Here is a 21,348-nt window from a genome sequence, read left to right on the forward strand (position 1 = left end):
TTGTAATCGGCTTACAAGGTGCTGAATTAACTCAGCACCTATTTTCTTTATTTTAATTTTTTACTTTTAAAGAATTAATTAACGAGCGATTTGCTTAAGAATATTTACCCACATATCTGAATAATGTTCCCAAGCCATAAACTCACGGCTTCCCCAGTGTGGCGAGCAGTCACTCATAAAACAGCCTGTTTTTCCTTTGTCATATTCACCAAATACCAGCAATGGGTCTTCACCAATATTTAAAACAACTTGTGTATTTTCTTTGGCAACAACTTTGTTATAGCCTAAAAACATTGGCCAATTACCAAAGTTTTTAATTGATTCATGGCCTATATTGACCGGTGTTGCAAAAACTCCCTCAGGGGTTTCAACACGGTCGTCACCATCTAACATTTCAACCGGTAATACATCAGCTAATAATGTATTTTTATAATTAGCTTTGGCTTCAATTCCCATAAATGACAAGTAACCGCCAATCATTAATAGACCGCCACCTTGGCTAACATATTGTTTAATTAACCCAAGTGCGTTAGGTAATACTTTCATATTATAGAAAGTGTCATTTTGTAATAAGAAAGTATTGGCACCAATGTCACTAATGACTACAACATCATACTTCTCTAACTCTTCTACAGTTTTAGGGAATGCCATTTGCACGGTATGTGCAGGCATGTAATCAATTTCAACGCCTTTATTTCTTAAACATTCTAATAAGAACGTTGCGCCTTCTTCATATTTACTTGAAGTAAAACTGTCATAACCTTTAGTGTGGATCATATGGATATGCCATGATTCACCAATAAATAAAATTTTCATTTTTTTCCTCTTTTCAGAATATTAATTTATTCAGGGGATTGAGTTACAACCTGAGAATAGGTTGTTTGATTAATACGATGCATAACATTAATATCTTCTGGCATTTCTGAAGCATTACTTGTTTCAACAGCAAGGGATGAAAATGCCGATGCATAGCGTAAGGCATAAGAAAATTGTTTGCCTTTAGCCAAAGATGCAGCAAGAGCCCCATTGAATGCATCACCTGCACCCGCCGTATTCTTAACAACAGCTGTATAAGCCGGAGAATAAATAAACTTATTACCATCAAATGCAATAGAGCCTTTACTTCCAAGTGTAATGACCACCTTTTTTACCCCCTTGTTATAGATAACTCCAGCCGCTTTTTTAGCGCTTTCTAAATCGATAATATTAATGTTAGAAAGCAAACTTGCTTCAGTTTCGTTAGGGGTTAAAATATCAATCTTTTCAATTAACTCATTAACTATGTCATTATAAGGTGCTGGATTCAAAATAATTGGAATATTATATTCATTACCAATATCAATAATTTCCTTTAACGCTTCAATATTAGTTTCCAACTGAAGAAGAATAATATTTGAGTTAACAATTTTATCTTTTTGAATCTTCACTTCGTCAGCAGTAATATCCATATTAGAACCTGGATATATTGAAATAATGTTTTCACCACTATTTTCAGAGACAAATATAGATGCAGTACCTGTTTGATATTTTTCAGTTTGGTATATTGTTGACGTTTTAATTTTAGATGACGATATAAAGTTTATTGCATATTCACTAAATTGATCTGTTCCTATTTTTGTAATAAAGTGGACTGGTGAATCTGAATAACTCGCTGCTAATGCTTGGTTACATCCTTTACCACCAGGAGAAAAAATAAATTTATTTGATAATAATGATTCGCCTGCCTCTGGTAACCGAGGTAAGTAACTAATCATATCTACGTTAAATGAACCTAATACACATACTTTACCTAACACGGCATCATCCTTATCTGTTCTTTCATTAAAACTTTCATTGCACTCAAGAAATTGAATTATTTCTTTTTTAGCAACTTTATCTAGTGTTTCAAATTCGATGTATGCTCCACCATGGCAACGGCTAATAATTCCTTTTTTTGCTAAATAATTTAAATCTGCTCTAATGGTTTCTTTAGTGACATTAAGTTCTTTCGATAAAACAGAAACTTTGGCTGATCCAGTATTTTTTAAAATATTAATTATTTTCTTATGTCGTTCTGCTTTCATGCCATTTTACCTCATGGCATTTACTCTAATTTATACCTTGTTACATTAATGTGATTGTACTCATAGGTTCCCCCTGCAAAGCAAAAAAAAGCAAAAAGCATAAAAGTAAAAACAAAAAAAACCAAAAAAAAATAACCAAAGGTAAATCTTCTATTGTTATCAAAATAATATAAGAATTGATTAGTTTACTTTATGGAATTTAAACTAAGAAGGGAGTACATAAGTAAATATAATAATTCGGATTATTTATTATATATTTCATAAATATAAAAATTTAAAAGTAAAATAAAGTTAAATTAATAATTTATATTTAGAGTTTAATTAATTGAATAAGATAAAAAATCCTGATTAATCGTTATAATCTATTATGGGTAAAATAATGATGAATTGAGAGAAGGATCACAATTTGAACAAATAGGTTATTTGCTAGGTAAACAAAAGGGAGCAGTTGCTCCCTTTTAGTCATAATAATTAGACTGCCATTAACTATTCCGCTTTCGCTGGCAGCCCTTTCTTTTCGTGTACCATCATCAGTGCCTGTTCAACACTACGCTCGATAATAGGACGACGTTGGTCATTCTCAGGCAGTAGTTTTAACATCATTTGCCAAGCCGAGATGGCCTCTGCATAACGCTCTTGCTCAAATGCATTGAATGCAAAAATGCTTAATGCTTTCACATTGGTACGGTCTTCAGCAATCAGCTTTTTAAGTAGCTCTGCACCTTGACGGTTATCTTCTGGGTCAGAAGAGCGCGTCAAAACCTCCGCATATCCCATCACTACATTTTCATTTTTAGGGGCTAGGCGATAAGCACGGCCATAGGCATCGGTTGCCATAGTCGCATTCCCCAACACCATACCAATACGGCCTAGCATTTCCCACGCTTCTACATTTTGCGGGTCTTCCTGGAGGCGAGTACGTAGACCTAAAGCGAGGTGTTCCATTTCCGCATTATTGAGTGGTGGCTCAGACGGGTCTAGCGCTCTGTCTAACAAAGCGGGAGCTTGTTGATAAGCATTATTCCAATCTGCCACTTTCTCGTAGCTACCTACCTGATAATAAGCCCCCCCCGCAACACCTAATGCAATGATAAACCCGGGTAAATAAACCCAGTTGCTAGTGCGAGAGGCCTCAGGTAATACTTCTTCATCGCCCTGCTCAACCTGTTTTAATCTAACGCGTTTTTTAGAACGGGTAAAGATGATCCAGCCGCCTACCGCTATCGCAACAAACGGTAACCCCCACAGTACAATCGTTAGCGGCGTCAGTGGTGGGTTATAAGTGACGAAGTAACCATAACGTGCAACCATGTAATCAACGATTTCATCACGGTTTTTGCCTTCTTTCATTAACTCATACACTTTTTGGCGCAAGTCCAGTGCAATCATTGAATTAGAATCCGCAATGCTGTTGTTCTGGCATTTAGGGCAACGTAGCTCTTCGGTTAATTTACGAAATTGCTGCTCTTGCTGTTCATTATCGAAAGTAAAGACTTCTGTCGATGCATATGTCACCGTTGCACTTAACGCTAACATCAATAAACCTAATAAATACCTCATTGGTTCGCCTCCTGATTATAGCGCTCCCAAAGGGGTTTAAATTCTTTTTCCCAGACGCGCTCATCCATTGCCCCTGCGTGACGATAACGGATCACACCATTACCATCAATTAAGAACGTTTCAGGTGCACCATATACCCCTAAATCAAGGCCTAACATACCTTCACCATCAAATAAGCTTAGGGCATAAGGGTTGCCTAACTCACGCAACCACACAATGGCTTTATCCCGTTTATCTTTATAGTTCAACCCAACCACACGAACACCCTGTGCAGACAACTTATTCAAATATTGATGTTCTGCACGGCATGTAGGGCACCATGTTGCCCAAACATTCAACAAGATAGGTTGCCCTTGTGTTAATACATCGGATTCGTAGTGCTGACCTGGGTTTTCTAGTGATTCAAGGCGAAAAACGGGCACTGGCTTACCAATTAAAGCGGATTCTAATAAACGGGGATCATCCCCTTCTGCATTACGCATCAATTGCCATAACAGGACCGCAGCGATTCCTGCAAAAATAATAAAAGGAATTAAGAAGACTTTGCGGTTCATGCTGTTTCCCCTTGTAATTTACGGCGACGATAACGTGGGTCAAACAAGCAAAATAACGCACCAATAGCCATTAATACGCCACCAGACCAGATCCAACGAACAAATGGTTTATAATACAAACGCATAGTCCACGTATCTTTAGCGACTTCCTCACCCAATGCAGCATATAAATCGCGAGTAAAACCACCATCAATCGCCGCTTCGGTCATAACAGCTCGGCTAACGCTATAAAAACGTTTTTCTGGCATTAAAACACCGATGACTTTGTCTTTCTCTTTCACTGAAATACTGCCAATGACACCTTGGTAGTTAGGGCCATCAGCCTCTCGTACGCCATTAAATACAAAGGTATAAGCACGAATTGAAATGCTATCACCCGGCTTCATTTTCACATCACGCTCAATACTGTAATTTTGGCTAAAGGCAATACCGACGATGGTTACCGCCAAACCTAAATGCGCCAGTACCATTCCCCAGTAACTTGGCGTGAGCTTGATTTTCTTACTGATGCGGACTCGCATTTCTGCGAAGGCAAGAATTGCTATCCAGCACGCCATCATTAAGCCGACAACCGTCAACGCTTCTACCCTATCTTCCATCAGTAATGGTAGGGCAAAAGAAAGAATAACGGTTAATACCGTTGCAATGATTAATAACTTTTTGATAGCCGCAGGGCGGTCACGTCCCCAACGCACGAGTGGCCCAATCCCCAGTAATAAGGCAAATGGCACCATCAACGCTATAAACATGGTATTAAAGAACGGTTCACCAATGGAAATCGTACCCAGGCCAATTTGTTTATGGACTAACGGTAGCAATGTACCGAGTAACACAACTAGCATCGCTGCTGTTAGGATAACGTTATTACCCAATAACATGGATTCACGCGACCATAAGGCATTGTTAACCCTTGAGCGTACCTTGTGCCCACGCAGTGCAAACACCAGTAAAGAGCCGCCAATCACTATCACCATGAAGGCTAAGATAAATAACCCTCGAGATGGGTCTGAGGCAAAGGCGTGTACCGAAACCAGTACCCCTGAGCGAACTAAGAAAGTCCCGAGTAAACACAATGAGAAAGCAAAAATCGACAATAATAGTGACCATGCTTTAAAAGTGGCTCGCTGTTCAGTAACGGAAAGTGAGTGGATCAATGCCGTTCCCACTAACCATGGCATAAAGGAGGCATTCTCTACCGGGTCCCAGAACCACCAGCCCCCCCAGCCTAATTCATAATAAGCCCATGCGGAACCTAACATGATCCCTAACGTTAAAAAGAACCAGGCTGCCATCGTCCAAGGGCGAGCAAAACGTGTGAAAGAGCTGTCTAACCGGCCACTTAACAATGCCGCAATCGCAAAGGCAAATGCCACTGAGAAGCCGACATAGCCCATGTATAACAATGGTGGGTGGAAAATCAGCCCTGGGTCTTGTAGTAATGGGTTGAGGTCACGCCCTTCAATCGGAAAAGCGGGCAGCGTGCGCGAAAATGGGTTTGAAGTAAAGATGATGAACAGCAAAAAACCAACGCTTACCATCCCCATAACAGCTAAAACACGGGCAACAATGTCGAGAGGCATACGGTAACTGCAAATTGCCACCGCAAATGTCCAGCCACTCATTAATAATACCCATAGTAATAATGAGCCTTCGTGAGCTCCCCATGTTGCCGCAACACGATACCAAATAGGTAATTGCGTATTAGAGTTATTGGCAACATACGTGACTGAAAAATCATTAACAACAAAGGCATTCACTAATACTAGGAATGCCCCTGTTACACAGAGAAAAAGTAACCATGCTAATGGACGTGATGATGCCATCAAGCGTGCATCATTGCGTGCCACCCCCCATAGCGGGTAAAAAGACAGCAAAACGGCAAGACCTAATGCCAAACACAGTAAAACGCTACCAATTTCAGGGATCATGATGCATTGTCCTTATAGGCAGCAGCTGGCCTGCGATGGTTTTCTTGCATCGCCTTTTCAACCTCTGGTGGCGTATAGTTTTCATCATGTTTAGCAAGCACTTCTTTCGCTAAAATATGATTATTCTCCTGTAACTCCCCTTGAACAACGACACCTTGCCCTTCTTTGAATAAGTCAGGCAAAATTCCATGATAACTTACGTCTACTTCACCTTCGGCATCATAAACAGTGAAAGTGATATTGACAGCATTAGAGACTGGGTCAGAATCACGTACTACACTACCTGGCATGACCATGCCACCGACACGTAAGCGTTGCCCAACTTCAGGGATTTGCTGAGTTTCTCGCTTACCATAGATGATTTCACCGGGGGTATAAAACAAGTCAATACTTGAGCGCAATGCGTAGAGAATCAATGCGAGGGTTAACCCCACGCCAACCAATATGGAACAGATCAACCAAAGTCGGTTACGACGACGAATATTCACACTCCCTCCCTACGCGCTCTTGCTGCTTTTTGTCTTACTTCACGAGCTTGCTGTTGAATAATTGCATTTATTATCATTTTTCTTTGTATGTATGTATGCAAACAGAGTAACAAAATAGGTATTAATGTCAGCGCAACCGCCAGCCATACATAAAAACCATAGCCGCCCATCGCCCAAAATTCACTCCAAGATGCAAATGCGCTAGTCATGATTGACGTCCTTTTTTATTCACAATATCTAATACCCATGGACGGTTACGTTCTAACAACAATAATTGACTACGTAAACGAATTAACGTTAATGAGATAAAGAGAAATAGGTAACCAAGGATAGCTAAACGTAGTGGCGTACGCATAGCTGGGTTGATACTTTCTTGCATACGCGTCGAAGGTTGATGCAAAGTTTGCCACCATTCAACTGAATAATGAATAATAGGTAAGTTAATCACACCAATTAATACTAAAATCGCAGCGGCCTTTCCTGCTGTACGGCGGTCATCAAAAGCATGCCATAAAGCAATAATCCCCACATAAAGAAAAAATAGAATTAGTTCAGAGGTTAAACGTGCATCCCATACCCACCATGCACCCCACATTGGTTTACCCCATGTCGCACCTGTCACCAAGGCAATAAAAGTAAATACCGCCCCTATCGGTGCCATTGCCGCTATCGCCAATTCAGAGACTTTCATTTGCCAGACAAGACCAACAAAAGCAGTAATTGCCATTGTGGCATAAATGCCCATCGACCACATCGCGGCAGGAACGTGGATATACATAATACGATAACTTTGGCTTTGGACTTTATCGGTTGGCGCAAAGCCAAATCCCCAAATCCACCCCACCGCTAAACAAATTACACTCAATATAATAAACCACGGTATTAGACGCCCACATAACCGGTAAAGGTTAACTGGGATGGCAAGTTGATGAAGCTTTTTCCACATAGTTTAATTACCCTGATTTATTATATTGTTAGTAAATGCTGCGTGACAGAATCATACAATACACATTAAAAAAGCAAATATATTGATTTAACACAAATATAACTTAGGCTGATCATACTCAAACGCATAACCAGCCTATTTATTGATCATTACTTATAATTTATCGGTATAACTCATCATAAAATGATTACCTTAAATTAAAAGCCAGGTTCAACTTCACGCATGTCCGGCAATTTATGGGCAATTCCTTTGTGACAGTCAATGCAAGTTTTACCATCCGTGATGGCTTGGTCATGCATTTTAGCTGCAACCCCTTTTTGTGCCGTGAAATCCATATACTCAAAATTGTGGCAGTTACGACACTCTTGTGAGTCGTTATTTTTCATCCGTCGCCACTCACTTTGCGCCATCGCTAACCGGTGGTCTTCAAATTTTTGAGGTGTGTCAATGATGCCAAAAATTTTCCCGTATAGCTCCTTACTCGCTTGAATTTTACGCACCATTTTGGGGCCGAACTCATGCGGTACGTGACAATCTGGGCAAGTTGCGCGAACACCGCTACGGTTAGTATAATGAATAGTATCCATATATTCTTCATAGACATTCTCACGCATTTCATGGCAGCTAATACAAAACTCTTCCGTATTGGCCATTTCCATACCCGTATTGAAGCCGCCCCAGAAGATAACACCACTCACAAAACCAATCAGCAATAAGGTTCCTAATGCTAAACGGCTTGGCCTACGCCACCACCGCCATACTCGGCCGAGTAACCCAAACAAGCCCTTTTTCTTCGGCTTGTCATCATTTATTTGCTTATCATTGTTATTTGACATAATTCCCCCTTATTTCCCAAAACCTTTGGATGGGGTAAATGTGTTATCAACAATCGGTGCCGTGTCTGATTGTGGCACGTGGCACTGTAGACAGAAGTAGCGGTTTGGTGCGACTTCGCCAAGAACTTTGCCTGTTGCATCCATAAAGTGCGTTGGGCTAACTCTTGGTGCCCCTGTGGTGCGATAATTTTCCACACCATGGCATTGCAAACAACGATTAGTATTAGTGGTAATTTGATAACCTTCAACACTATGTGGGATCATTGGCGGTTGATTCACATAGTTTAATGCCATTCTTTCTTGCTCTTTCGGAATATGAATGCTTCCTTCTGACGTACCGGATACTTCTGGTGATTGGGTCAGGTCTACACCATTAGCAGCCCAAACAAGACTGCTTACAACAAAGGCCATTCCAGCCACCCAACGGCTGATCGTCTTTTTCAGGACAGGATTTTTCATGATTTTGCTCCCGAACTCCATCTTAGTGTTATTTTAAAAACATCCTCAGAACAAACATCAATGCAACGACCGCAAGTGATACAATCTTTATCTGATATCTGTGCTGGAGCTTGTTTATCTAGGACCGGTGCACGCAGAACTTGCGGCTCCGGACAAATGTGGAAACAGTCCATACAACGGCTACAGTTTTCTTTATTTTCCGCTGTAACAACTAGTGCGCCCTTACACCCTGCCACGCCATATAGCGCACCTAATGGGCAAAGGTGACCGCACCAACCATGTTCCACAACTAATAAATCGAATAAAAACAGTGCAACTAAAACCAATGCACCGCTGCCAAAACCAAAAATTAAACTGCGCCCCATTAATGAAACTGGATTAAGCCATTCCCAAAGTAAGGTTCCTGTAATAGCAGAACCGATCAGGATAACCACCAGCAATACATAACGAATATTGCGTGGTATCGTTGCGGACTGGTTAAAATCAAACTTACGTCTTAACCACGCCGCGGCATCCGTCACTGGGTTTACAGGACAAACCCAACTGCAGAAAATACGCTTACCCAACAGTGCATAAACCCCGAATACGATAGCAGCCCCAACTAATGCTGAGATCCCCGGTAAGTAACCACTTGCTAAGCTCTCTAAGGTGATTAATGGGTCAGTCAAAGGTACGGTATCTAACAATAAGCTACTGCTGTAGTTACCATGTAAAATCCACACCCCAAACCATGGCCCACTCAAGAACATCGCTAACACCAGCAATTGGCTTATGCGTCTAAATACCAACCACTTGTGGCTCTGCCACCAACCTTTTTTTGCCTGAGCTTCACGTCCGGCATCACGTTTACGATTCGCCATTGTTACCCTCCAGCCAACCAAAGCGGTAATGGTGTCCTAACTCACCTTTTGCTAACGACCTTGGTAATACCTTGATAGCCGCCTCTTCCAATACACAAGCCTGTTCACATTTACCGCATCCCGTGCAGTAATTGCTATTGACTGTGGGTAAGAAGCGCGCGTGCTTACCTGTTCGGTGGTTTTGTTCAAGTTCCAATGTGATGGCTTCATCAATCAGTGGACATACGCGGTAACATACATCACACCTTAGCCCTTGAAAGTTCAGGCAGTTTTCCTGATCGAGTAAAACGGCTAACCCCATGCGTGCATCGTTAATCGACTCAATGTCTTTATCCAATGCACCACTTGGGCAAACTTTGGCGCAAGGAATGTCCTCACACATTTCACACGGGTTTTCTCGAGCGATGAAGTACGGCGTTCCTGAAGCCAAGCCTGATGCCAATGTCGCTAATTTCAACATGTCATACGGACAGGCTTGAACGCATTGCCCACAACGGACACATGCACTGGCAAATGCTTTTTCATCAAGAGCTCCCGGCGGGCGAAGCTTAACTCCACTCGCACGGGAAGTTTGTTGCTGAAGCCCCAGCACCACACCAACAGCCGCCAACCCACCCGCAGTGCGGGCGACATCGCGTAAAAAGCGACGACGACTGTTCTGGGACTTAGCCTGTTGAGACTTAGCTTTCTGGGGCATGAGCAATTACACCTTTTCCAGTTTAACGGCACATTTTTTGTAATCCGTTTCTTTTGAAAGCGGATCGGTTGCATCCAGTGTTAAGTTATTCACTAGCTGCGCAGCATCGAAGAACGCCATGTAAACTAAGCCTTTTGGTGGTCTATTACGGCCACGAGTTTCAACAATCGTGGTCACATCACCACGGCGTGAAACTACTTTGACTTTATCACCACGGCGTAAACCTCTCTCTTTCGCATCGATTGGATGTATAAACACAAGAGATTCAGGGAAAGCACGGTGTAGTTCAGGAACACGGCGTGTCATACTACCGGTATGCCAATGTTCTAATACACGGCCTGTTGATAACCATAAGTCATATTCTTTATCTGGCGATTCAGCAGCAGGCTCAAATGGCAATGCAAAAATGACCGCTTTACCATCGGGTTTACCGTAGAATTGATAACCCGCGCCAGCCTTAACGTAAGGGTCATTTCCTTCGCTATAACGCCACTTCGTTTCTTTGCCATCAACCACTGGCCAACGGATACCGCGCGCTTTGTGGTAATCATCAAAATCAGCCAAGTCATGACCATGACCGCGACCAAAGCCAGCGTATTCTTCGAACAGCCCTTTTTGTAAGTAGAAGCCTAATTCACGTGATTCATCGTTAAGTTGGTCTTCGGCTAACTCGCTAACAGGGAACTTCGTTACCGCTTGGTTAGCGAATAACACGTCATACAGCGTTTTGCCGCGTAATTCAGGCTTTTTCGCTAATAACTCTTCAGGCCACACTTCATCCGTTGTAAAGCGTTTAGAGAACAACACCATCTGCATTAAGTCAGATTTCGCTTCGCCTGGTGCTTTAACTTGCTGACGCCAAAACTGAGTACGACGTTCCGCATTACCGTAAGCGCCTTCTTTTTCTACCCACATTGCTGTTGGTAAAATCAAGTCAGCAGCTAACGCACTAACTGTTGGATAGGGGTCAGAAACCACAATAAAGTTGCGAGGGTCACGCCAACCTGGCATACGCTCTTGGTTGATATTCGGGCCCGCTTGCATATTGTTGTTACACATTACCCAGTAAAAATTCAATTTACCGTCTTTTAAAGCGCGGTCTTGGGCAACAGCGTGTAAACCGACTTTTTCAGGGATCGTCCCAGCAGGCAACCCCCACACACCTTCCACTTTCTCACGGTGTTTTTCATTAGTAACCACCATGTCCGCTGGTAAACGGTGTGAGAACGTACCAACTTCACGAGCGGTACCACACGCTGATGGCTGACCGGTTAATGAGAACGGCCCACAGCCAGGTTGAGAAATTTTCCCTGTCAGTAAGTGCAGGTTATACACTAAGTTATTTGCCCAAACACCGCGAGTGTGCTGGTTAAAGCCCATGGTCCAATAAGAAACCACTTTAGTTTTAGGGTCTGCGTAAAGTTTAGCGAGTTCTTCTAACTGATCTTTTGGAACCCCTGTCATTTCTACGGTTTTGTCTAAAGTATATTCCGCAACAAAGGCTTTATATTCATCCCACGTCATTGGCTCAGATGCATCAGAACCTGCATTTTTCGCTTTTTGTTCGAGTGGGTGAGTTGGGCGTAATCCATAACCGATATCTGTTGCACCACGACGTAAATTCACGTGTTTATCAAGGAATTCCTGATTAACTGCATTATTTTGAATAATATAATTCGCAATATAGTTCAGGATCACTAAGTCAGATTGTGGTGTAAAAACGATACCGTTATCCGCTAATTCAAAGCTACGGTGTTTAAAAGTCGATAACACGGCAACACGCACGTCAGGGTTAGACAGACGGCGGTTGGTGATACGAGACCACAAGATTGGGTGCATTTCTGCCATGTTTGAGCCCCAAAGGACAAACGCGTCAGCATGCTCAATATCATCATAACAACCCATTGGCTCATCCATACCGAAAGTACGCATGAAGCCCACTACCGCAGAAGCCATACAGTGGCGTGCATTAGGGTCTAAGTTATTAGAACGGAATCCACCTTTGAACAGTTTTGATGCTGCATAGCCTTCCCAAACTGTCCACTGACCCGAACCGAACATACCGATCCCTTCAGGGCCTTTTTCTTTTAATGTGGTTTTGACTTTTTCTTCCATAACATCAAAGGCTTGTTCCCACGTGATCGGTGTGAACTCCCCATTTTTGTCATATTCACCGTCTTTCATACGCAACATTGGCTGCGTTAAACGGTCTTTTCCGTACATGATTTTAGGTAAGAAATACCCTTTGATACAGTTTAGACCACGGTTTACAGGCGCTTCTGGGTCACCTTGGCTGGCCACGATGCGACCATTTTGAGTTCCCACCAATACCCCACAGCCTGTACCACAAAAACGGCAAGGGGCTTTGTCCCATTTAATACTTTCTTGTTGGCCAACCACTGCTTTCGCAATGCTTGGTGCGCCAATACCTGCCGCCGCAGCAGCGGCCGCTATCGCATTGGCTTTCATAAAGCTACGACGACTGAGTTTCATAATCTTCCTCACCTTGCTCTTCCTGCTGGTGGTAAACCAGCGAAACATCTAGTACGCCGTCAATATCGCGTACTAAATCAATAGTATCTAACAACGTTCTACTACCTTGCCCTTCAACAACCACAATCAGTTTTCCGTTTTCTGGGGCGCTTAACGCCACCTCACAATTAGAAAGTTGATTAATTTCTTCGGCCACAGTAGACAGTCGTTCACTTTTTACTTGTACTATTAAACTGCACACTTGATAGTTACTGTGCATGTTCATGCTCCACGGTAATGGCTGAAACTGGGCAACCTGCGACACAAGCACCACAGCCTGTACAACCTGGTGTTTCTACTTTTGGCTGGTATATACCGGCCATTGACGGACGAAAAGAGATGACTTCAGGCTCACAACTGTCTTGGCAACGTCGACATTCAATCGAAAGATAAGCAAGACAATTTTGGCCAATCGAAATTGAGATATCCCAAGGTTGGGAATGTTTTGGAAGGAAAATAGGTTCTGGACATGCTGTTGCACATGCATAGCAAAATGTACATTCACCACGCTTAAAATCAACAACAGGGTAGCCCCCTGCTCCCGGTTGGATAATTGCCGTTTCGCAACTCTCAACGCAGGCATTGCAACGGGTACACAATTCAATAAATTGCGTTTCACTACCACTCCATGGCGGCCGAACCACTGGGGCTGCACTACGCCACGCACCAGTTAATACTCCCCGACGGGTGAGATCAACCATGTTTTTTTCCTTTACATTGCCAACAAAAAAACTAAAACGTATTGATAAACCGCATTTTTTATATGTGTATTTATGAGAAATATTAACGATAGAGGTTATAAAAATACATACTACCAAGTGGGTAAAAGAGGTAATTCCCCGTATACGACTAGAAATGACAACATTTACGTTATTTACTCGCCATTAGCTAAAAATAGCATCAAAATGATAAACAAACAGGCCTTTTTAATTATTTGTTAACATTTTTTTAATATGAATTATTAATTTAAACTCAAGTTTTAATTTTTTAAATTATAATACCAACCAAAAACTACCACTAAAGTAGTATGTGCAATGTCATTTAGAAAAAAAATATCTGTGTTTTTTTTGATATTAAACAAATTTCATTTCTAACTTTATTTTAAAAACAACCATTAAATATTAAACATAAAAAAATTATTTTAAAATCAATAAAATAGAATTGGATAACGCTAAGCATCAGAATAAGAATCATTATTAATTAATTATTGAAACTAACAATTTAAAACTATTGAAAAATAACTATATCAATTTCAATAATACCTATTTTTTATTATTTCTTCACATTCTATTTCCTTATTACAAATTAACTTTTGATCAAAAACAATATTTTTAGTGTGGTTTTTTGTTACACATATAAATTGGCAATGTCTTGGTAGTATCTGTGCGCTTACTATCAAACCTAAATAACAAAAAGATACCCAAAATAGTTCGAGTCATAGGTCACAATACAAACACAACTCGAAAAATGAAGGGATGACTGGCTAAAATTACTCGAGGCCCTTTTTATGGCAAACATAAGAAATAATGCACTATGCTTATTGAGTCTGGTTGCAGGAATATTTCTCTTTACCTCTGTTCATGCTCAAACTCCTACTAAAGATAGTACATCTACCATCAATGCTCGAAATGAAACTTTCGAAGCCGCTCACCCTGACCAGTACCACTCTTGGCGAGCAACATCCGAGCAATCAAACCGTGAAGATGCATTAGCGGAAGACCCTCGCTTAGTCGTACTGTGGGCTGGATACCCATTCTCACGCGACTACAACAAACCTCGTGGTCACGCCTATGCGGTCATCGACGTCCGTGAAACCTTACGAACCGGTGCTCCTAAAGACGCCCAAGATGGTCCACTTCCGATGGCATGTTGGAGCTGTAAAAGCCCCGATGTGGCGAGGCTAATCCAAGAACATGGCGAAGATGGCTATTTCGAAGGTAAGTGGGCAAAAGGTGGCCCCGAAGTGGTTAATGTCTTAGGCTGTGCAGATTGTCATAAAACAGACTCTGCGGATTTTGCAAAAGGTAAACCAGAGCTAACGCTTTCACGCCCTTATGCAGAGCGTGCAATGGAAGCGATTGGCAAACCGTTTGATAAAGCCAGTCGGTTCGATCAGCAATCCATGGTGTGTGGCCAATGTCACGTGGAATACTATTTCTCTGGCGATAAAAAATCAGTGAAATTCCCATGGGATAACGGTACCAAAGTCGAAGATATGGAAGTCTACTACGACAACATTGGTTTCTCTGACTGGACCAACTCATTGTCGAAAGCGCCTATGCTAAAAGCCCAACACCCTGAATATGAAACTTGGAGTGCGGGTATTCATGGCAAAAATAACGTGACCTGTATTGACTGCCATATGCCAAAACTGCAAAACGAAAAAGGCGAACTGTACACCAGCCATAAAATTGGTAATCCATTCGATAATTTCGAACAAACTTGTAGCACTTGCCATACCCAAAGCAAACAACAACTGCAAGATGTGGTTGCTGAACGTAAAGTCGCTATCCAAGAGATGAAAATCAAAGCGGAAGATCAATTAGTTCGTGCTCACTTTGAAGCAAAAGCTGCATGGGATGCAGGCGCAACAGAAGATGAAATGAAGCCAATTTTGACTGATATTCGTCATGCACAATGGCGTTGGGATTTAGCTATCGCCTCCCACGGTATTCATATGCACGCACCGGATGAAGGCCTGCGTATGTTAGGTGGTTCGATGGATAAAGCGGCAGATGCACGAACCAAGCTCGCTCGCCTGTTAGGCTCAAAAGGCATCACCCATGAAATTGCCATTCCAGATATTTCAACCAAGGAAAAAGCGCAACAAGCCATTGGTTTAGATATGCAAAAAATCAATGCGGAAAAACAAGAGTTCTTAAAAACTGTGGTTCCGCAATGGGATGACCAAGCTCGTAAAAATGACCTATTAGCCAAATAACCATGATTTGCCCCAAATAATGGGGCAATACAACCAATGGAGTGAATATGAGCGCACTACGTTCGTTATTAACTGCTGGGGTGCTGGCAACAGGCTTATTATGGGCAACAGCCGCATCCGCAACCCCACAAATGGCCCAAGAAAATGCAGAAGGCCGTTGGGTTGTCACGCAGCAACGCAGCGCTGACAAAGCCTGCTTAGACTGCCATAAACCTGACCAAGAAGGCATGCATGGCACTCACGCAGAAGTGGTTAACCCTAACAATAATTTACCCGTGACTTGTACCAACTGCCACGGTAACCCAGGGCCTGATCACCGTGAAGGTGTCAAAGATGTCATGCGCTTTAACAACCCAATGTATACCGTTGAGCAACAAAACAGTGTCTGTCTATCATGTCACTTACCGGAGCAGCTGCAAAAAGCGTTCTGGCCTCATGATGTTCACGTCACCAAAGTAGCCTGCGCGAGTTGCCATGACCTTCATCCGAAACAAGATACGATGAAGGTGCTGACTGATAAGGGCAAAGTAAAAATATGTGTCGACTGCCACTCAGATCAACGCAATAACCCTGATTTCAACCCAGCAGCGGTGAAATTGCGTAAGGAGCAGCCATGAGTTGTTCTCGTCGTCAATTCATTATCTACTCAGGAGCACTGGCGGCGGTAGGAGGAGTTGCTAGCCATACGCTAGCTAACACCATGAAAATAGATGGCGTTCGCTACGGCATGGTGCACGATGAAAATCTGTGCATCGGCTGTACGGCGTGTATGGATGCATGCCGAGAGGTTAACCAAGTCCCAGAAGGTGTTTCGCGGTTAACTATCATCCGTAGTGAGCCTATTGGCCAGTTTCCTGATGTTAAATACCGTTTTTTTCGCCACTCCTGTCAACATTGTGAAAGTGCACCTTGTGTCGATGTTTGCCCTACTGGTGCCTCTTTTATTGATAAAACGACAGGGATTGTTGATGTCAACCCTGACTTATGTGTCGGCTGCCAATACTGTATTGCTGCCTGCCCTTATCGCGTCAGGTTTATTCACCCCATCAATAAAACCGCGGATAAATGTGATTTCTGCCGTAAAACGAATCTAAAAAAGGGCAAGCAGCCGGCTTGCGTCGAATCTTGCCCGACCAAAGCATTAACCTTTGGTAATTTAGATGACCCTAAGAGCGATATTTCGTTGATGCTAAAAGAAAAACCGACTTATCGATTCAAAATTGCACTCGGTACTCACCCCAAAATGTATCGGGTTCCGTTCAAATATGGGGAGGTTAGCCAATGACAACAGCTTCTGCTTTCCATTTTGAATCCTTAGTGTGGGACTGGCCCATTGCGGTTTACTTATTCTTAATTGGTATTTCGGCTGGGCTTGTGGTACTTGCGGTACTTATGCGCCAGTATTATCCCACTTCGGCTGACAGTGATAGCACTCTAATGCGCACAACACTGATTTTAGCTCCGACGACGATCATCTTTGGGTTATTGATCTTAATTCTCCACTTGACGCGTCCATGGACGTTCTGGAAATTAATGTTTCATTACAGCCCGACCTCAGTTATGTCGATGGGTGTGATGTTATTCCAAGTGTATATGGCAGTGCTTGTTATTTGGCTAGCTAAAATCTATGAAAAAGAACTCATTGTTTTACAGCAAAAATGGCTGCCCAAATTTACCATCATCCCAAGAGTATTAACCCTGCTAAACCGTGCAATGCGTTTTCTGGATATTGTGATGCTCATATTGGCCGTTTTGCTTGGGGCTTATACCGGTTTTTTACTTTCAGCATTAAAATCTTATCCATTCTTAAACAACCCATTATTACCAGCTTTATTCCTATTTTCAGGAATATCTTCAGGTATTGCGGTATCACTCATAGCAATCGCATTGCGCTACCGCAAAAATATTCATAACGGCGAAACCGCATTTTTGCACCGTATCGAAAGCTTTGTTATTTGGTTGGAGATATTCCTATTAGCGGCCTTTTTTGTCGGGTTAGCTTTAGGAGACGATGGGAAAATCCGTTCATTAATTGCTGCATTAGGCGGTGGTTTCTGGACTTGGTGGTTTTGGATTGGTGTTGTCGGGTTTGGTTTTATTATTCCACTTCTATTCAAGAAATGGATGGACAAAGGACAAGGCGCAGCAAGAGTATTGATTATCAGTGGTGCAAGCTTACTGGGTGTCTTCTGCTTACGCTTCTTTGTGTTATACGCAGGGCAGTTGACCGTCGCATAACTCACTAAATAATAAGGGTAATCATTGGAACTCATACTCCCAGAAATTGGCTTTCTCTGCCTTGCATTGGCACTGTGTATTGCCTGTTTTCAAGTATCATTCGGAGTTATTGGTTTCATCCGCCATATTCCGAGGCAAATGCCTCGGAATATTCTTTGGACCTACTTACAATTTCTTTTCTTGCTCGTTGCTTATATTTGTTTAACTATCAGTTTTATTCAAAGTGACTTTTCGGTCGTATATGTGGCGCAACATAGCCATCGGCTATCGCCGCTATATATTAAAATTGCGGCAGTATGGGGAGGCCATGAAGGGTCAATATTTCTTTGGCTGCTGTTTATCTCAGCTTGGAGTTGTCTATTTGCATGGCGTTATCGCCAGCAAACTCATCTCGTGTTTCCTCTCACACTAACGCTTCTTGCCATTATCAGTGCGGCATTATTACTGTTTATCGTCTTTTATTCTGACCCCTTTGTTCGCATTTTTCCTCCCGCTATTGAAGGGAGAGATCTCAACCCAATGCTGCAACATTGGGGATTAATATTACATCCCCCTCTACTTTATTTAGGCTATAGCGGGTTAATGGTCGTAACCGCCTTAGCGCTTGCATCTACACTTTGCGGGCAATTTAACCAAACTATCGCCGGGCTCTGTTGGCGCGTTGTCGTTCCTAGTTGGTGCATACTCACTTTGGGTATCACTCTTGGGTCATGGTGGGCATACAGTGAACTTGGTTGGGGTGGTTGGTGGTTTTGGGACCCTGTTGAAAATGCGTCATTATTGCCATGGCTAAGTGCAACTGCCCTATTTCATAGCTTAACAGTCTCACGCAAAACTGGGCACTATCGCCACTGGTCTATATTGCTGGCAATTCTTACGTTTATTTTATCTTTATTAGGCACATTAATTGTACGCTCAGGGATTTTAATGTCTGTCCATGCGTTTGCTTTGGATAACGTTAGGGCTGTCCCCCTCTTCTTATTATTCAGTTTTCTGAGTTTCGGGGCTTTATGTATATATGGTTGGAAAGCTAAAAATATCGATAATTTACCAACTAACATGAATCGCCGTCAGCTTTACTTATTACTCACTTTAATCCTATTTTCTACTGTATTATTTATTGTTCTGACGGGCACGCTTTACCCAATGATTTACACGCTATTTGGTTGGGGGAAAATATCGGTTGGGGCACCTTATTTTAACCAAGCGTTATTACCATTTGGTATTTTAATGCTAATCATAATGGCAGTGAGTGCCATTTATCCTCTTAGTAAAACTCGCATTAAACCCCAATGGCGTATTCTTTTAATTCTACTTCTCAGTGTGTTATTAAGCTTCTTTCTTTGGTCTAAAGGACTTGTTATCGCCCTTTCTTGTGGCTTTTTATTTGCAATTTTACTTATCTTTTGGCTACGTCCTATCGATGCTATTTGGCAACATTTCCCTTCCCTTATCGCTCATACAGGAGTTGTAATTTTTGCTGCTGGTATTGCCTTGTCAATTGGTAGCCACCACGAAACGAGTGTTAGTCTTTCTGTTGGGCAATCTATTTCACTCGCCGGTTATCAGTTCCAATTCAACGAACTGCAACTTGAAGCTAAATCTAATTACACGACCGAAAAGGCTATTATACAAATTAGCAAAGCTAGCCAGCCATTACACCAGTTAATCACCGAGCGCCGCCTTTATACCGCTCGCCAGCAATTAATGATTGAACCTGGTATATATTGGGGATGGTTACGCAATTGGTATGCGGTATTAGGTGAGAAAACAGGAACAAATAGCTACGCGATACGCCTTTACGTGCAAGATGGCATTCAATGGATTTGGGGCGGTGCGTTTGTGATGTGTTTTGGCCTATTAATAAGCTGGGTAAAAGGGAGAATAAAAAATGCTTAGAATCCTATTAGCACTATTTTTCCTATTTTTCTCTTTTATATCCAATGCTCAAATCGTTGATGTGTGGGAATTTAATTCCATTGAAGAACAAGAGTATTCCTTGCAGATCGCCTCACAGTTACGTTGCCCGCAATGCCAAAACCAAAATTTACTTGAATCTAATGCCCCCACAGCAGTAAGTATGCGCCACCAAGTTTTTAAAATGGTTGCTGAAGGGAAAGATAAAGCGCAAATCATGCACTATATGACTGAACGATATGGTGATTTCGTGCTGTATAACCCACCGCTAACGATTGGAACTGCGCTGCTTTGGGGATTGCCTGCTATTGCTCTGATTGGCATTTTTTATTTCATTTTCAAATTTACTCGGTCACAAAAACAGCAACTTATAGAGAACAATTTTAGCCATCGACAAATATCCGAGCAATTATTACCCCCAGATATAACAACACCCTCGACTATCCTGCAATGGCATTTTAATAAATTACTTGCCATATTAATTGTGTTGGTTGTTATTGCTTACTTCTTCTCACCTCGATTTGAATTAGCTTATCAGGAATATCAACGTATATCCGATCCACTGCTCTCATTCACACCATTGCAGCAAGAACAAAAGGATTTATTACGCTTACAGAATGATATTCGTCAATCGCCTAAAAATAGTGAGCTTTGGGCTATACTGGGTGAATATTATCTTTATCAAAACAGTTATGATAATGCGTTAATTGCTTATCAAAGAGCACTAAAATATGGCGGGGAAAATGCTCAAATATACTCTGCTATTGCAACCGTTTTATATTACCAAGCAGGTCAACAGCTAACCGAAGATATCAGAGCGGTAATCAACAAAGCATTAACCCTTGATAATCAAGAAGTTACCGCATTAATGCTAGTTGCTTCTGATGCCTTTATGAATGCAAATTATGAGCAAGCGATTGATATTTGGCAAAAGTTATTAGATAGTAATAGTTCTCGTATTAATCGCTCTCAGCTCATTGAAGCTATTCATATGGCAAAAATAATGAAGAATAAAAAATAATAATCTTATCTTTATTATTAATTTTATTACGCTAGGGATTAATACATACTAAATTATCACAGTAGTGATAAAATATTCTTTTATGAATGTCTATTTATTTAAATGTGTAATTTTTCGTTTCTTATTGATTACCATTGTGTCCCCCCTATATTACTTCAAATAATCTTATGTTAGATTGGCAACAGTAAATTATCCCAAATGTAATCCAAGTATATCTCCGTAAGTGAAATTATCAATTGAAATTTAGCTTATGGTGATAAATTTTATTTACTTTTATATTTTGGCATTCATTGGGAAGTTCAAAAATA

21 protein-coding genes are annotated in these 21,348 nt (G+C 41.7%); 6 read left to right on the plus strand and 15 right to left on the minus strand.

Features of this window, described 5'->3' with window-relative positions; genetic code table 11:
• Window positions 1-78: 78 nt before the first annotated feature.
• From PSF31_RS00135 to napF, 15 genes are all read right to left on the minus strand, one after another.
• Window positions 79-816 (minus strand): glutamine amidotransferase, encoded by a 738-nt coding sequence (locus PSF31_RS00135; protein WP_096863207.1) that lies wholly within the window; start codon window positions 814-816, stop codon window positions 79-81.
• A 26-nt stretch (window positions 817-842) separates the two neighbouring features.
• Window positions 843-2,063: a PfkB family carbohydrate kinase gene (locus tag PSF31_RS00140; RefSeq protein ID WP_096863208.1), complete on the minus strand. Its 1,221-nt coding sequence runs from the start codon at window positions 2,061-2,063 to the stop codon at window positions 843-845.
• A 486-nt stretch (window positions 2,064-2,549) separates the two neighbouring features.
• The gene (locus PSF31_RS00145; RefSeq protein ID WP_096863209.1) at window positions 2,550-3,623 is read right to left on the minus strand and encodes a cytochrome c-type biogenesis protein CcmH; all 1,074 of its coding nucleotides are present in this window, start codon (window positions 3,621-3,623) and stop codon (window positions 2,550-2,552) included.
• A complete protein-coding gene (dsbE, locus tag PSF31_RS00150; RefSeq protein WP_004262204.1) occupies window positions 3,620-4,177 on the minus strand; it encodes a thiol:disulfide interchange protein DsbE in 558 nt (185 codons plus the stop codon). The genes PSF31_RS00145 and dsbE overlap by 4 nt, the downstream gene beginning before the upstream one ends.
• Entirely contained in the window at window positions 4,174-6,105 is a 1,932-nt protein-coding gene (locus PSF31_RS00155; protein ID WP_094961337.1) for a heme lyase CcmF/NrfE family subunit, read from the minus strand. The genes dsbE and PSF31_RS00155 overlap by 4 nt, the downstream gene beginning before the upstream one ends.
• Complete coding sequence (ccmE, locus tag PSF31_RS00160) at window positions 6,102-6,593, minus strand: cytochrome c maturation protein CcmE (protein WP_036958480.1); 492 nt, start codon at window positions 6,591-6,593, stop codon at window positions 6,102-6,104. Before ccmE ends, PSF31_RS00155 begins: the two co-directional genes overlap by 4 nt.
• A complete protein-coding gene (gene ccmD / locus PSF31_RS00165; RefSeq protein WP_004262214.1) occupies window positions 6,590-6,802 on the minus strand; it encodes a heme exporter protein CcmD in 213 nt (70 codons plus the stop codon). The genes ccmE and ccmD overlap by 4 nt, the downstream gene beginning before the upstream one ends.
• Window positions 6,799-7,539: a heme ABC transporter permease gene (locus tag PSF31_RS00170; protein ID WP_004262222.1), complete on the minus strand. Its 741-nt coding sequence runs from the start codon at window positions 7,537-7,539 to the stop codon at window positions 6,799-6,801. Before PSF31_RS00170 ends, ccmD begins: the two co-directional genes overlap by 4 nt.
• 197 nt (window positions 7,540-7,736) lie before the next feature.
• On the minus strand, window positions 7,737-8,375 hold the full coding sequence (napC, locus tag PSF31_RS00175; protein ID WP_094961336.1) for a cytochrome c-type protein NapC: 639 nt from the start codon (window positions 8,373-8,375) through the stop codon (window positions 7,737-7,739).
• Between the two features lie 9 nt (window positions 8,376-8,384).
• Window positions 8,385-8,834, minus strand: coding sequence for a nitrate reductase cytochrome c-type subunit (gene napB, locus PSF31_RS00180; protein WP_004913351.1), 450 nt, complete (start codon window positions 8,832-8,834; stop codon window positions 8,385-8,387).
• Entirely contained in the window at window positions 8,831-9,694 is an 864-nt protein-coding gene (gene napH, locus PSF31_RS00185; protein WP_004262229.1) for a quinol dehydrogenase ferredoxin subunit NapH, read from the minus strand. The genes napB and napH overlap by 4 nt, the downstream gene beginning before the upstream one ends.
• Window positions 9,681-10,391, minus strand: a complete 711-nt coding sequence (gene napG / locus PSF31_RS00190; protein WP_004262231.1) for a ferredoxin-type protein NapG — start codon at window positions 10,389-10,391, stop codon at window positions 9,681-9,683. The genes napH and napG overlap by 14 nt, the downstream gene beginning before the upstream one ends.
• Window positions 10,392-10,397: 6 nt before the next feature.
• Complete coding sequence (gene napA / locus PSF31_RS00195) at window positions 10,398-12,884, minus strand: nitrate reductase catalytic subunit NapA (protein ID WP_272683170.1); 2,487 nt, start codon at window positions 12,882-12,884, stop codon at window positions 10,398-10,400.
• Window positions 12,865-13,143, minus strand: a complete 279-nt coding sequence (gene napD, locus PSF31_RS00200; protein ID WP_036958482.1) for a chaperone NapD — start codon at window positions 13,141-13,143, stop codon at window positions 12,865-12,867. The genes napA and napD overlap by 20 nt, the downstream gene beginning before the upstream one ends.
• Window positions 13,133-13,624, minus strand: coding sequence for a ferredoxin-type protein NapF (gene napF, locus PSF31_RS00205; protein ID WP_004262238.1), 492 nt, complete (start codon window positions 13,622-13,624; stop codon window positions 13,133-13,135). Before napF ends, napD begins: the two co-directional genes overlap by 11 nt.
• A gap of 806 nt (window positions 13,625-14,430) precedes the next feature.
• Between napF and nrfA the strand changes: the two genes are divergently transcribed.
• Genes nrfA through nrfF form a run of 6 tightly spaced genes read left to right on the plus strand, consistent with a single transcriptional unit; the run spans window position 14,431 to window position 21,040 of the window.
• Window positions 14,431-15,864 (plus strand): ammonia-forming nitrite reductase cytochrome c552 subunit, encoded by a 1,434-nt coding sequence (gene nrfA, locus PSF31_RS00210; RefSeq protein ID WP_004262239.1) that lies wholly within the window; start codon window positions 14,431-14,433, stop codon window positions 15,862-15,864.
• A 47-nt stretch (window positions 15,865-15,911) separates the two neighbouring features.
• Window positions 15,912-16,481 (plus strand): cytochrome c nitrite reductase pentaheme subunit, encoded by a 570-nt coding sequence (gene nrfB, locus PSF31_RS00215; protein ID WP_096863210.1) that lies wholly within the window; start codon window positions 15,912-15,914, stop codon window positions 16,479-16,481.
• A complete protein-coding gene (gene nrfC, locus PSF31_RS00220) occupies window positions 16,478-17,149 on the plus strand; it encodes a cytochrome c nitrite reductase Fe-S protein (protein ID WP_094961333.1) in 672 nt (223 codons plus the stop codon). Before nrfB ends, nrfC begins: the two co-directional genes overlap by 4 nt.
• Entirely contained in the window at window positions 17,146-18,102 is a 957-nt protein-coding gene (nrfD, locus tag PSF31_RS00225) for a cytochrome c nitrite reductase subunit NrfD (RefSeq protein WP_004262263.1), read from the plus strand. The genes nrfC and nrfD overlap by 4 nt, the downstream gene beginning before the upstream one ends.
• A gap of 24 nt (window positions 18,103-18,126) precedes the next feature.
• On the plus strand, window positions 18,127-20,001 hold the full coding sequence (locus tag PSF31_RS00230) for a heme lyase CcmF/NrfE family subunit (protein ID WP_096863211.1): 1,875 nt from the start codon (window positions 18,127-18,129) through the stop codon (window positions 19,999-20,001).
• Window positions 19,994-21,040: a heme lyase NrfEFG subunit NrfF gene (nrfF, locus tag PSF31_RS00235; RefSeq protein ID WP_096863212.1), complete on the plus strand. Its 1,047-nt coding sequence runs from the start codon at window positions 19,994-19,996 to the stop codon at window positions 21,038-21,040. The genes PSF31_RS00230 and nrfF overlap by 8 nt, the downstream gene beginning before the upstream one ends.
• Window positions 21,041-21,348 lie beyond the last annotated feature (308 nt).

Origin of the sequence: Providencia sp. PROV156 (assembly GCF_028480905.1) — a bacterium.
GTDB classification, from domain to species: Bacteria; Pseudomonadota; Gammaproteobacteria; order Enterobacterales; family Enterobacteriaceae; genus Providencia; species Providencia hangzhouensis.

Coding starts and splice junctions, on each gene's coding strand:
- PSF31_RS00135 (WP_096863207.1), bottom strand. CDS start 816: ATGAAAATTTTATTTATTGGTGAATCATGGCATATCCATATGATCCAC.
- PSF31_RS00140 (WP_096863208.1), bottom strand. CDS start 2,063: ATGAAAGCAGAACGACATAAGAAAATAATTAATATTTTAAAAAATACT.
- PSF31_RS00145 (WP_096863209.1), bottom strand. CDS start 3,623: ATGAGGTATTTATTAGGTTTATTGATGTTAGCGTTAAGTGCAACGGTG.
- dsbE (WP_004262204.1), bottom strand. CDS start 4,177: ATGAACCGCAAAGTCTTCTTAATTCCTTTTATTATTTTTGCAGGAATC.
- PSF31_RS00155 (WP_094961337.1), bottom strand. CDS start 6,105: ATGATCCCTGAAATTGGTAGCGTTTTACTGTGTTTGGCATTAGGTCTT.
- ccmD (WP_004262214.1), bottom strand. CDS start 6,802: ATGACTAGCGCATTTGCATCTTGGAGTGAATTTTGGGCGATGGGCGGC.
- PSF31_RS00170 (WP_004262222.1), bottom strand. CDS start 7,539: ATGTGGAAAAAGCTTCATCAACTTGCCATCCCAGTTAACCTTTACCGG.
- napC (WP_094961336.1), bottom strand. CDS start 8,375: ATGTCAAATAACAATGATAAGCAAATAAATGATGACAAGCCGAAGAAA.
- napB (WP_004913351.1), bottom strand. CDS start 8,834: ATGAAAAATCCTGTCCTGAAAAAGACGATCAGCCGTTGGGTGGCTGGA.
- napH (WP_004262229.1), bottom strand. CDS start 9,694: ATGGCGAATCGTAAACGTGATGCCGGACGTGAAGCTCAGGCAAAAAAA.
- napG (WP_004262231.1), bottom strand. CDS start 10,391: ATGCCCCAGAAAGCTAAGTCTCAACAGGCTAAGTCCCAGAACAGTCGT.
- napA (WP_272683170.1), bottom strand. CDS start 12,884: ATGAAACTCAGTCGTCGTAGCTTTATGAAAGCCAATGCGATAGCGGCC.
- napD (WP_036958482.1), bottom strand. CDS start 13,143: ATGCACAGTAACTATCAAGTGTGCAGTTTAATAGTACAAGTAAAAAGT.
- napF (WP_004262238.1), bottom strand. CDS start 13,624: ATGGTTGATCTCACCCGTCGGGGAGTATTAACTGGTGCGTGGCGTAGT.
- nrfA (WP_004262239.1), top strand. CDS start 14,431: ATGGCAAACATAAGAAATAATGCACTATGCTTATTGAGTCTGGTTGCA.
- nrfB (WP_096863210.1), top strand. CDS start 15,912: ATGAGCGCACTACGTTCGTTATTAACTGCTGGGGTGCTGGCAACAGGC.
- nrfC (WP_094961333.1), top strand. CDS start 16,478: ATGAGTTGTTCTCGTCGTCAATTCATTATCTACTCAGGAGCACTGGCG.
- nrfD (WP_004262263.1), top strand. CDS start 17,146: ATGACAACAGCTTCTGCTTTCCATTTTGAATCCTTAGTGTGGGACTGG.
- nrfF (WP_096863212.1), top strand. CDS start 19,994: ATGCTTAGAATCCTATTAGCACTATTTTTCCTATTTTTCTCTTTTATA.